The sequence below is a fragment of the Bacillus mycoides genome (genome assembly GCF_001757995.1).
Taxonomy (GTDB): domain Bacteria; phylum Bacillota; class Bacilli; order Bacillales; family Bacillaceae_G; genus Bacillus_A; species Bacillus_A mycoides_B.
The window spans coordinates 237,544-249,357 of the sequence record NZ_LXLV01000035.1; the positions used below are offsets into that span (position 1 = coordinate 237,544).

General features: G+C 36.6%; 13 protein-coding genes and 1 pseudogene. 4 read left to right on the forward strand and 10 right to left on the reverse strand.

Features of this window, described 5'->3' with window-relative positions; genetic code table 11:
- Positions 1–81: 81 nt before the first annotated feature.
- The 3 genes from BWGOE10_RS14270 to BWGOE10_RS14280 form a co-directional block, all read right to left on the reverse strand.
- Positions 82–567, reverse strand: a complete 486-nt coding sequence (locus BWGOE10_RS14270) for a cysteine hydrolase family protein (protein ID WP_070143590.1) — start codon at positions 565–567, stop codon at positions 82–84.
- 81 nt (positions 568–648) lie between these two features.
- Positions 649–1,188 carry a GNAT family N-acetyltransferase gene (locus BWGOE10_RS14275; protein WP_070143592.1) on the reverse strand — a complete coding sequence of 180 codons (540 nt, stop codon included), beginning with the start codon at positions 1,186–1,188 and terminating at the stop codon, positions 649–651.
- Positions 1,189–1,198: 10 nt separating this feature from the next.
- On the reverse strand, positions 1,199–1,507 hold the full coding sequence (locus BWGOE10_RS14280) for a YfzA family protein (RefSeq protein WP_070143594.1): 309 nt from the start codon (positions 1,505–1,507) through the stop codon (positions 1,199–1,201).
- A gap of 227 nt (positions 1,508–1,734) precedes the next feature.
- Between BWGOE10_RS14280 and BWGOE10_RS14285 the strand changes: the two genes are divergently transcribed.
- Complete coding sequence (locus BWGOE10_RS14285) at positions 1,735–2,238, forward strand: kinase (protein WP_070143596.1); 504 nt, start codon at positions 1,735–1,737, stop codon at positions 2,236–2,238.
- Positions 2,239–2,268: 30 nt separating this feature from the next.
- Here the strand turns inward: BWGOE10_RS14285 and BWGOE10_RS14290 are convergent, their stop codons facing one another.
- The 3 genes from BWGOE10_RS14290 to BWGOE10_RS14300 form a co-directional block, all read right to left on the reverse strand.
- Positions 2,269–2,943: a hypothetical protein gene (locus tag BWGOE10_RS14290; RefSeq protein WP_070143598.1), complete on the reverse strand. Its 675-nt coding sequence runs from the start codon at positions 2,941–2,943 to the stop codon at positions 2,269–2,271.
- A 285-nt stretch (positions 2,944–3,228) separates the two neighbouring features.
- Positions 3,229–4,557, reverse strand: a complete 1,329-nt coding sequence (locus BWGOE10_RS14295; RefSeq protein ID WP_070143600.1) for a 3D domain-containing protein — start codon at positions 4,555–4,557, stop codon at positions 3,229–3,231.
- A 216-nt stretch (positions 4,558–4,773) separates the two neighbouring features.
- On the reverse strand, positions 4,774–5,265 hold the full coding sequence (locus BWGOE10_RS14300) for a nitroreductase (RefSeq protein WP_070143602.1): 492 nt from the start codon (positions 5,263–5,265) through the stop codon (positions 4,774–4,776).
- 182 nt (positions 5,266–5,447) lie between these two features.
- Here BWGOE10_RS14300 and BWGOE10_RS14305 point away from each other — a divergent pair, with 182 nt between their 5' ends.
- Positions 5,448–5,828 (forward strand): VOC family protein, encoded by a 381-nt coding sequence (locus BWGOE10_RS14305; protein WP_070143604.1) that lies wholly within the window; start codon positions 5,448–5,450, stop codon positions 5,826–5,828.
- A 52-nt stretch (positions 5,829–5,880) separates the two neighbouring features.
- A complete protein-coding gene (locus BWGOE10_RS14310; RefSeq protein ID WP_070143606.1) occupies positions 5,881–6,366 on the forward strand; it encodes a GNAT family N-acetyltransferase in 486 nt (161 codons plus the stop codon).
- Positions 6,367–6,467: 101 nt separating this feature from the next.
- Here BWGOE10_RS14310 and BWGOE10_RS14315 read toward each other — a convergent pair whose 3' ends face one another.
- Positions 6,468–7,013: an NADPH-dependent FMN reductase gene (locus BWGOE10_RS14315; RefSeq protein ID WP_070143607.1), complete on the reverse strand. Its 546-nt coding sequence runs from the start codon at positions 7,011–7,013 to the stop codon at positions 6,468–6,470.
- A gap of 289 nt (positions 7,014–7,302) precedes the next feature.
- On the opposite strand from BWGOE10_RS14315, the pseudogene BWGOE10_RS31575 reads away from it, so the two are divergent.
- A pseudogene (locus tag BWGOE10_RS31575) lies at positions 7,303–7,408 on the forward strand (2OG-Fe(II) oxygenase); the annotation flags it as partial.
- A 247-nt stretch (positions 7,409–7,655) separates the two neighbouring features.
- On the opposite strand, the gene BWGOE10_RS14320 reads toward BWGOE10_RS31575, so the two are convergent.
- The 3 genes from BWGOE10_RS14320 to BWGOE10_RS14330 all read right to left on the reverse strand — a co-directional run bounded on the left by BWGOE10_RS14320 (position 7,656) and on the right by BWGOE10_RS14330 (position 11,665).
- On the reverse strand, positions 7,656–9,092 hold the full coding sequence (locus BWGOE10_RS14320) for a GntP family permease (RefSeq protein ID WP_070143609.1): 1,437 nt from the start codon (positions 9,090–9,092) through the stop codon (positions 7,656–7,658).
- A 111-nt stretch (positions 9,093–9,203) separates the two neighbouring features.
- A complete protein-coding gene (locus BWGOE10_RS14325; protein WP_070143611.1) occupies positions 9,204–9,995 on the reverse strand; it encodes an enoyl-CoA hydratase in 792 nt (263 codons plus the stop codon).
- 65 nt (positions 9,996–10,060) lie between these two features.
- Positions 10,061–11,665 (reverse strand): ATP-dependent acyl-CoA ligase, encoded by a 1,605-nt coding sequence (locus BWGOE10_RS14330; RefSeq protein WP_070143613.1) that lies wholly within the window; start codon positions 11,663–11,665, stop codon positions 10,061–10,063.
- Positions 11,666–11,814: the final 149 nt, after the last annotated feature.

Genomic DNA, 11,814 nt, shown 5'->3' on the forward strand with positions numbered 1-11,814 from the left:
ATATATCGATACTCTGACATCATTCGACAATCTGTTTCCCAATAAAAAAGCTGCCCCATTTAGAGACAGCAACTTTTGTAATTACGCTTTTACTTTTAAATCTTTTGACGCAATAACATCCGCAAATGCTCCAAATACTGCGTTATGATGCTTCACAATATCTTCAGCACGCAATATATCCGTATCAAACGTACTATGCGCATCACTCACCAATGTTACTTTATACCCTTCACTAAACGCTCTGCGCGTTGTCGTATCAACACAGTACTCAGTTTGCATTCCTGAAATAATAACGTGCTCAATGTCTTTTCCTTGTAACACTTCGTTTAAGTTTGTCTTATGGAATGAATCTGGCGTCGTCTTTTCAACGATATTATCAACCTCTTGCGGAGCGATCGCCGCATGCACTTTCCAACCATCTGTCCCTTTTTCTAAAGGATGATCTTTTGGCCCGTTATGTTGTACATAAATAACCGGAATACTATTTGAACGGCATTCCCCAATAAGTTCTTGCAACGTTTCTAATAACTTTTCCCCATTATGTACTGGCATTCCTGCTGTATACATACCCGCTTACACATCAATAACTATTAATGCTTTTTTCATTTCACACAGCTCCCTTTGTTTGTATAAGCCTTTGCATTTTCATTATAATTGTTTATATTCTACCATCCAACAATCTTCTAATTTCCCCTCATGTAGTTCATGTTGCTTTAATACCTTCACCTTTTTAAATCCGCATTTTTCATAGCACTTTATCGCACGTTCATTATTTACTCTAGGATCCATCGCTATCGCTTCTGCTCCTAAGCTCTCTATAATGTATGTAATTGCTGCTTCAACAAGGGTTGTTCCAATCCCTTTTCCCCAATACGCTGGTTCACCGATAAATTGGTCCATCCCCCATACATTTTGCATTTCTTCATATCCATATAACGCTTTCCATTCAGAATCCACCGGGTACATTTGTATGTAACCAATAGGTATTTCATCGAACTCTACTAAACATCTTTTTTCAAGACTGTTTGGATTATGTATAAAATGATCAAGTACCTTTTCTAAAGATTGCGGATTATCTCTTCCTTCGTAATACTGCAGGACTTCTGGATTTGTTAACCATTTTGAAATGATAGGTGCATCGTCTTTTGTTACGTATTTAACCGATAAAATTTCTTTTTGAAATAGCATGCAGTACCTCTTATAAATTATTTATATTTTTTCTTAAGTTTAAATCTTTAATTGCGCCTATTAACGCATTTGGTAGTAATGTTATCGCAAAAAACGCTGTAAATACATTAAATTGCGGGATTTGATATGGCGCGAACCATTCCGTGAAAAATCGAGAGTTTAATATTCTATTAAAAAATTCTCCACCAGGTCTAAAGTTTGGTGCCCATGTAGTAACTTCACAAATAATAAATAGTAATTGAACAATTAAAAATGCCCCTAAATAGCGAAACCATGTCCGTTTCCATATAGGTTGTGCTTTTTTTAATGTATCTTCCACCTGCTTCATCCCCCATTTATTTTTCATCACATTGATTATACACTTTATTTTGTATAATTGTAAAAAAATCCTAATTGAAACACAAACCAATACAATTGCAAACTACTTCGATTTGTATAATTTATACTGTTCATCCTAAAACAAATCCCCTAAACTATTACTTAACCAACTAAGAGACTTTCCCACATAAAGCGATTAAAAAACTAATACAATTTGGAGATGAGACTTTGAAATCAACATTAATTATTCTTCGAGGAAACTCCGCGAGTGGCAAGACAACAATCGCAAAGGAACTGCAAGAGCATTTCGGTCATGGAACACTTCTAGTCTCACAAGACGTTGTGCGTAGAGATATGTTAAAAGTGCACGACACAATGGGTAACTTATCTCATGATTTACTATTTGAAATTACGAAGTATGGAAAAGAAAAATGTGAATTTGTTATTTTAGAAGGTATTTTAAATAGTCGTAGATACGGTGATATGTTAAGAGAATTAATACATTATTTTGAAGGAAACGCTTATACATATTACTTTGACTTATCACTTGAAGAAACGATTAAACGGCATAATACGAGAGAAAAACGGTATGAATTTGGTGAGAACTCCCTATGGAAATGGTATAATCCACACGATACACTTGAAGTGAATAGAGAAACTATTTTTACAGATAACTTCACGCAAAAAGATATATTTGATGCGATTCTTAATGATGTTGTGATACGAAAATAAGACCGACAAAATATGTCAGTCTTATTTTCGTTATGTACTTTGTATTTCAGTTTTTATAATTGAACAATCTTTACATAAATAATAATATATATTCATTTCCCCGAATTGGAAATCAACTACTGAAATAAGCTCCCTTTCCTTAATATCTTGTGTAATTGCAGCAATATACTTCATCTCTTTAGAACAAGTTGGGCATGCCAAATCCTCTGGAATATCTTCATATAACGGTGCCCCTAATAATCTACATACATATTCCAAACCAAACAAATCGAAAGCTTCCCAGTAGCTATCTTCATCAGTAGGTATATCTTCATTATTCATATTTATTATCTTTACATTTGTTTTTGGTAATGGAACCGGCAGCTTATCTTCCTCTTCCATTACCCATTCTTCCATATTGCGCTGCTGTATGATTTGAACTGTTTTACCCGCGTCACTTAACTGAAAATATTGTGGCTCCCATACCATCGCACAGTTCAAGCATGAAACTAATGGTAAAATATCTAGTTCACCACTTCTAAGTTCAGTAAGCCTCTCATCTTTCAAATCAAAACAGAGAATTTGATGCATCTTCTCACCGCATAGCTTACATTTTGGAAAATTGCAATCTTGACCGCCAAAGTAATGATTATATGAATCTTTCCTTTCCATTACTCTATATCCTTTCATTTCATTGCAATGTGCGCCATATAATTCTGTTGTCATATTCCATCCTCGCTTTATTTACATCTGATCCACTTTATTATAAGAAAATAAACATTACAAGTCGTTTGAATAAAAATTAAAACTCAGCTCGTTCTTAATATATTTGTATTTTATAGACATAATACAAGTTTCATATTTAATTTAAGTTTTGGTGCAGATTTAGCAACACATCCCTTGAAAATCCTATGTCAGATCAACAAAGTTTTCCAATCAATTACACTAACTCAAAAACAAAAGCCAGTCTCAATATTAGAGAACTGACTTCTATTTGGATAACTATAATTATTATAGAACTTTTACTTTAACAGTTTGCCTTCCCCAATTCATAGCTTTACTTTTTGAACCCATTAAAACATCAATACGATTACCTTTAATAGCACTTCCAGTATCACCAGCGATTGCTTCACCATAATTTTCTACCCATACTTTTGATCCTAAAGGAATTACTTTCGGATCAACTGCGATAATTCTCATATTCGGATTTTTCGTTGAATCATGCCCCATTGCAGTTAAAACGCGTCCACCATATGTACCATTTTCACTTGGATCAGCAGTATACGCTGTCGCTACTACCGTTAATTCACGTTTGGCAGACTGTGTGTTATTTTTAGATACTTGTTGTGTCTTTGTTGATTCTTTTGCTTTTGCTATTTCTTGTTCCTTCGCTTTTGCTATTTCCTGTTCCTTCGCTTTTGCTATTTCTTGTTCCTTCGCTTTTGCTATTTCTTGTTCCTTCGCTTTTGCTATTTCCTGTTCCTTCGCTTTTGCTATTTCTTGTTCCTTCGCTTTTGCTATTTCCTGTTCCTTCGCTTTTGCTATTTCTTGTTCCTTCGCTTTTGCTATTTCCTGTTCTTTCGCATCTTCTTTCGCTTTTGCTATTTCCTGTTCTTTCGCTTTTGTTACTTCCTGTTCTTTCGCTTTTGTTACTTCCTGTTCTTTCGCATCTTCTTTCGCTTTTGCTATTTCTTGTTCTTTTTCTTCTTCTTTCGCTTTTGATGCTTCCTTAGCTTTTGCTACTTCCTGCGTTTTCGTTTCTTCCTTTACTTTTGCTACTTCCTGCGTTTTCGTTTCTTCCTTTACTTTTGCTACTTTCTGCGTTTTTGCTTCTTCCTTTGCATTTACCGCTTTTTGTACTTTCGCTACTTGCTTCGTTTTCTCTTCAACTTTCTTTTCAATTGGTGCTGTACTTGATAGGAAAGAAACGTTTGCATAAGCTGTTTTTCCTTTATACTCAAATTGTAGCCATCCATCTTTTACTTGATGCGTTGATTCAATTACATCATCTTTTTTCAGTCTGCCAAGAATTTCTGATTCTGTGCTCGCTTCAGAACGTACATTTAATAGGTTTGCTGTTACATGATAAACATCTTTTGTAAATTCCGAACTTACAAACAATTCTTTACCATTTAAATCAATTTTTGACCATCCTTCTTCAGTATTTATAACTTTTAACTTTTGTCCTTCTTTTACTTTTTCGATAACTTTTGATTCCGTTGTTGGCTTTTCACGTACGTTGAGTACATCTGCTGTTACGATAGTTTCTGCGATAGCAGATGTTGTAAAAGCCCCCAATCCAAAAACTGTTGCTGTTGCTGCGCCAATTAATTTTTTCATAATAGCCTCCATTGCGTTTTTTGGGGTTTTATCAAATGCTTCCATAAAATTAGGTGATTTCACGGAATATCAAAACATTTGCAAAGATACATTGATATCGCTTAATATACCGTTATTAAAACCCTTTACTCCAATAGTATCAAATTCTCATTTTTAATTCTATACATTATAAATCTACTTATCTTATATAAACGTTTCCTATCCTTCTTCTTTTTACTAAATGGTTGTCGCAATCCCTGCCAGAAATAAACTTACGATTGCTAAAAATTGAGTACCGACTATAGCCCCTCTTAAATGAAACTTGTAATCTTTATATCCCTTCATCCCATCCGTACAAGGAATAACAACAAATCTCGGGGTAATCCAGCAAAAAATAAGCCAATCGATTATTAATAAATCTACTAAATTGAAAATCATTAAAATACCAAAAGTATGTAAATAGGCCTCAATATACAATAATGTTTCATGTTGATATAGTATATAGGTTGAAATGAAAGGAGTACCGAAGAGAATCACATTGTATGCAATATTAAAGTACATCGTTTGCTTTTTTTCATGAATTGATTTCGGAAAAACTGCCTTTTGAATATCTTTCGGATAATCATTTAACGAAAGACGAGGATTATAATATAAAGACCCCAAAATCATTACGGAAAGTACAATAGACATGATGACACCAACGTACATCATTTGCTCTAATTGACTCATAAGCCTCATTCCCCCTTTTCTGTAATTCCTATGTAAGTCATTCACTTAATTACATAATTGTATGTACGTAAACAAGCAAAAATTAACAATCACCTTTTTTAACCAAATCAAATTTCTTGCAATGTACATGCAACTTTTATACAGTGGAAGCCTAATTAGTACAGATAGAATTGGTGAAACCTATGAAAATCGAACATATAGCAATTTGGGTATATAACTTAGAATTAATGCGTACTTTTTATACGAAGTATTTCAATGGTAAAGCAAACTCTTTATATTGTAATAAAGCGAAACACTTTGAATCTTATTTTATTACGTTCGAATCTGGAGCGCGCTTAGAAATTATGCGTAAGAAAGGCATAGATAACGAGCCTAACCTAAATATAACTGGCTATGCACATATGGCTTTTTCTGTTGGTAGTGAAGAACGTGTAAATGAACTAACAAAAACGTTAAAAGAAGCTGGTTATTCTTTATTAAATGGACCACGTTTCACTGGAGATGGCTATTACGAAAGTGTAGTAGGTGATCCTGAAGGTAATCAAATAGAGATTACTATTTAACTGTCGATTATCTTTTCTGAAGAACAATTAAAAATTCGTTTGGAGGAATCCGATGCATAAACTACATTTCAAAAAATTTGAAGCAACAGATTTTAATCCATACTTCCAGCTCGTATCAAATGAAAGAGTGATGGCACAAATTACAGAGCGTGCTATTCCGTTAGAAGAAGCGCAAAACGACTATGAAAAATTGTTAAGGCGCAATGAAAAACATAAACTGTTTGGGTCGTATAAAGTTTATGACAGTGCAACAAATGAATTTATCGGCCTTGGACATGTAACAGTAAATGAGGATGGTATAAAAGAAGCTGAACTTGGTTATATGCTATTGCCGGAGCACTGGGGAAAAAGCTATGGTAGTTATATTGCAAGAGAATTAATTGAAATAGCGAAGCAGACAGATGTAAACGTACTAAAGGCAATTATCGATCCAAACAATATCCCCTCTCGAAAAATTTTAATAAACGTCGGTTTTACATCTGAAAAAGTTTGTGAGATTGATGGATTGCCTGGGGAGATTTTGAGTAAATATATTTAACTATATAAAAAAGCAATACTACATTTGAACTAACAGTAGCATTGCTTTTATCTTTTTTTTATTATAAAAGTCCCATTTTCACCTTAATACGATCTAAATCATTATTTCTTTATCTCGTCTACTACAGTTTGAACTAGAGAGACAAGAGCTTGCCTTATATCCTCATCTATAACTTTTGCATCATCACTAAATTTAGTGCGTACAGACGGGATTAATAACGAGCCATTTTGAACGACAATTGTATCTAGCATACCTAACGTAAGTAATAAAGATTCATGGGCTTTATCCCCTCCCGCAATTGACGGTGAAGCTGTTATGATAGCCACTGGTTTTTTATATAGTTCCGCTGATGAAACAAGCCATTCTAACGCATTTTTTAAAACTCCTGGAATACCTTTTGCATACTCTGGCGTACAAATAATAAGTGCATGTGCTTCGCTTAATGTCTTTCGAAACTCTTCAACAACAGCCGGCGCTCCCACTCGATCTACATCCGGATTAAAATGAGGAAGTTCCTCTATTCCATTATAAATAGTGTAATCTATACCTTCTGGAATAAATGCTGCTAAAGTTTTTAATACATTTGTATTAGATGACCCTTCCCTAATACTGCCTGAAATCGCTATAACCTTTTTGTGTTTGCTCATATGATCGCCCCCCTACGAACATCATACTTATACAGCCATAGAAAAATCAAAAATATTGAACTATTTAACTAGCTGTACATTCACTACTTCTGTTTACATAATAATATTATGATTAATTTTTAACTTTTTTATAAATAGGTACGGAAACTCCACATTTGTTATCCTATTTGAGAACGGACAAATCATGTTTGTAAATGATTTTCACGACTATTATGAATGTTGGCCAGCTGGGGTTCAATGTGAGGATTTGTTTGTAGTTGCTGCACCTTGTAATGAAATTGCTACTTGGGCGGTATATTTCAAGTATTTTTATCAGGATGAATCAAATAAACATACTTACTTTACATGGCGGTGCACCTATTATCAAAGGTGAAAAATGGGTTATGACGCAATAGATGGGAAGAAGAGCATTGTTGTAACAAGTAAATTTACTGACTTTATCATTTTAACCGAGAAGCCCTCCTCCTCTAGACCAAGTGAAGGTTAGGATAGTTCAATTCCAATCTACAATTGAAGTTTTTTTGTGAAATTCATTGAAAATATACAAACAGCCAACATTTCATGGAATGTTGGCTGTTTCTGCTTACCATTATATATAAACTTGATAGCTGCGTTATTTATAACAGCCAAGCAACCTCCCTACTATACAATAGAAAACATCATATACACTCCAACAACGAAGAAAACGGCTAATGTCTTAATTATCGTAATACCAAAAATCTCTTTATAAGCTTCCCGGTGCGTTAATCCTGTAACCGCAAGTAAGGTTATAACTGCTCCGTTATGAGGTAAAGTATCCATACCTCCTGCCGCCATTGCAATTACACGATGCAGCACATCTAACGGAATATCAAAGTTCGCTGCCGCTTCAATATATTTTTCTGCCATTAAACCTAATGTAATACTCATTCCACCCGAACCTGATCCCGTCAGACCGCACAAAATATTCGTCATGACCGCTCCGCTAATTAAAGGGTTTGAAAATGTCCCTGTCAAAGAATTTTGAATCATGACAAATCCGGGTAAAGCTGCTATAACAGCACCAAATCCATACTCGGCTGCAGTGTTCATGGCAGCTAAGATTGAACCACTTACACCCACGCTTGTAATAGATTGAAAATGCTCTTTTACCGCTTGGAAGTTTAATAATATAGCAGACAATATTCCGATAAGAAGTGCCATTTCCACTGACCAAATCCCCACGACTTGTCCCATATCAATTGTTCCGTACTCCTTCAAACCTATGGATGCAAAATTAAATCCCTTTGTATACCAAACCGGGATGAATTCTGTAAAGACTTTATTCATCACTCCAACCAGTACAAGTGGGAGAAAAGCTACCCAGTAACTAGCTGGAATTACATCGCTGGAAGCAATCGGATTTTGCACCAATTGTGCGCTAGTTGTGGCAGCCATCTCAGAAGTAGCACCGTCTTTTCCGAAGTACCCTTCGCCCTTAGCAGCAGCCTTCTTCCTACACCTTTCCAAATACAGCATGCCACATATAAAGATAAACAGTGCTCCGATAATCCCTAATGTAGGAGCTGCATAAATATCTGTTTTAAAGAACGTAGTTGGAATAACATTTTGGATTTGAGGTGATCCAGGAAGTGAATCCATCGAAAACGTGAATGCACTGAATGCGATTGTCGCTGGAATGAGACGTTTCGGAATATCCGCCTCACGAAATAATTGCGCCGCAAATGGATATATCGCAAATACTGCGACAAATAAACTGACACCACTGTATGTAAGAATCGCTCCCATTAACACGATGGAAAGAATAGCTCTTTTCACACCTATAAAACGTATGATAATTTTCGCGATTTTTTCTGCTATTCCAGTGATTTCTACCACTTTACCGAATATCGCTCCAAGCAAAAATACAGGAAAATATAATTTTATGAATCCGACCATCTTCGCCATAAAAACATTAGAAAAGAATGGTAAAACATTCGCCGGTTCCGTTAAAAACACAGCTAACAAAGCACATAACGGAGCGAATAAAATGACTGAGAATCCTCGGTAAGCTACAAATATAAGCAAGCCAAGCGATAGCAATACAATCAATAAATCCATAACCGTAATCCCCCTCAATAAAATGGATTCTCTTAAATTTACTTTACACCCTTTTATATTTTTATTTATTGTTGCAACGCCTGCCAGAGGCAGGCATTACTTCTTGTTATTTTATTTATGATGAAAAAGCGGTACCCTCTTTTCTATAAAAGCCTCCACTCCCTCTCTTACATCACTCGTTTGAAATACATGGCCGAAATTCTCAGCTTCTATTTTTAGCCCGTCCTCAAGAGAAGAAGATAATCCCTTATTGATAGATTGCTTCATCAAAGATAAAGCAGGAAGGGAAAATCGAGCCATCTTCGCGGCTAGTTCCTTCGCCTTATTCAGTGCTTCGCCACGCGGAACAACATGATTCACCAAACCAACTCGCCAAGCTACTTCGGCAGTGAACGGTTCACCAGTGAACATCATTTCTTTCGCACTTGCAGTTCCTATTAATCGAGGCAAACGTTGCGTGCCTCCCGCACCTGGAAACAATCCTAACTTCACCTCCGGAAGTCCGATTTGGGCATGTTCTTCTATAATCCGTAAATCGCATGATAAGGCTAATTCACAACCGCCCCCAAGCGCTAATCCGTTAATAGCAGCGATTACAGGCTTCGGCAATCTTTCTATTTTATTTAATGGGTTCTGAAGCCACAATGATTTTCCCTCTGCATATTCACTCCCTTTCCCAATCCATTCCGGAAACGACTTGATGTCCCCTCCTGCAACGAAAGCCTTTTCTCCAGCACCAGTTAAAAGTACAGCAATTACTTCATCATCCCGTTCGATTTCGTCGACCGCCGCCTTCAGTTGCTCAATCACAGCACAGCTCAGTACATTCACAGGAGGATTATCAATGATAATCGTCGCGATTCCTTTTTCTTTGGACCATGTAACAACCCGCTTATTTTCCAATGAAATCCCTTCTTTCCAATATGTAATGAGATAAAAAGCAAACTGTTTTACTCCCCTTCAGCACATCAACTCGTTCTTTTAATTACATAGCCGACCTGTTCGCGATCCCAAGCAGTACTGATTCCTTCCTCCTTCAGCTTGAACTTCTGAATCCGTTCCGTCGCGGTTTTTGGGAAAGTTTCACTGAACTGGACATATCGCGGCACCATGAAGTAAGCCATACGTTCTTGACACCAATCTATAATCTCTTCATGGGACATCATTTCTCCTTTCTTCACAATCACATATAATTTGACATCCTCTTCTCCCACTTCCGATGGAACACCGATGGCCGCTGATTCAAGTACTTTCGGGTGATTATTCACGACTTTTTCGATTTCCCAAGAGGAGATGTTTTCTCCACGCCTCCGGATACACTGTTTGATTCGATCGCAAAAATATAAGTAACCTTCCTCATCTAGATAACCGCGATCTCCTGTATGGAACCACCCCTCATTCATCGCCTCCTCTGTTTTATCCCGCATTTTATAGTAGCCTTCCATGAATGTTTGTCCCTGTAAGGAACGGATAAAAATCTCCCCAATTTTACCAGTCCGCGCTTCATTCCCCTCCTCATTAACAATCTTCGTCTCTACGTAAGAATACGGTTTTCCAATAGAAGGCGGCTTATTGGCATTCAATGGATTCGTTACACAAAAACCCGTCGTTTCCGTTAATCCGTAGCCTTCCACAATCCTGACGCCAAACCGCTCCTCAAACGGCTTCCAAAATTCCTTAGGCGTAGCAGCACAAGCCGTCACCCTTACAAAATTTTCATTATCGTTTTCCTTTTCTGGTTGCTTGCAGAGAATAGGAATCATAGATCCTAAAGAATTAAAAATGGTTGCGCCATGACCGCGAATTTCATCCCAAAATCCAGAAGCACTAAACCGCTTGCCAAGAGCAATTGTCGCATTGGAAGAAATAGCACCGAGTACTGTATGGGCCTGGGCGTTAATATGGAATAACGGCAGCGCTGTAAATAAAATATCTTTCGAACTTGCGCCAACCATATAGGTGGCAAATGACTGCGCAGAATTTACATAGGCCGAATGACTTAACATGACCCCTTTAGGTAATCCAGTCGTTCCAGAGGTATAAAGGATACCGTTTATAGAAGAGGAGGAAACAAATTCAGTTGGAAGGTGATGATTATTTGTATTCAGTACATCTTTCAATTCGATTACGAGCCGTTCTTTACCATCACCTGTAATGATTGCGCTTTCATCATTTCCGTAAACGACAATTTGAATGTCCCTTTGTATAAATGGCAAACAAGAAGCAATTTGAGGAACAAATTCCTTATCAATGATAATCAACTTGCAATCAGAGTGAGATAAAATATACTGTAAACCTTCCCCTTTTAAATGCACATTCAGAGGCACCGCAATTGCTCCCATAAAAGATAAAGCAAACCATACATCCAGATATTCAGGAGTGTTATGAAGCATAATACAAACCTTGTCACCTTTTTGAATACCGAGCTCACAAAATCCCGCTGCGGCTCTAGTAATTCGATGATAGAGCTCCTCATACGTAACCCTTTGTTCTTCAAATTGTAAATACACCTTATTTGGTGTTTTTTCGATACTTTGCATAATAAAATGCGGCAAACTATGATTTTCCAGCATTGACTTCCATCCCCTTCCTGCTAAAATCCTTTTTATTTATATAGCAAGAAACATGCCAAAAATCGACTCATTCTCTATTCCCTTATTCCTTCAGGAACATACCCCGAGTCTCCCTTACTTGTCCACCTTCACATGTCGCATTTACGCTA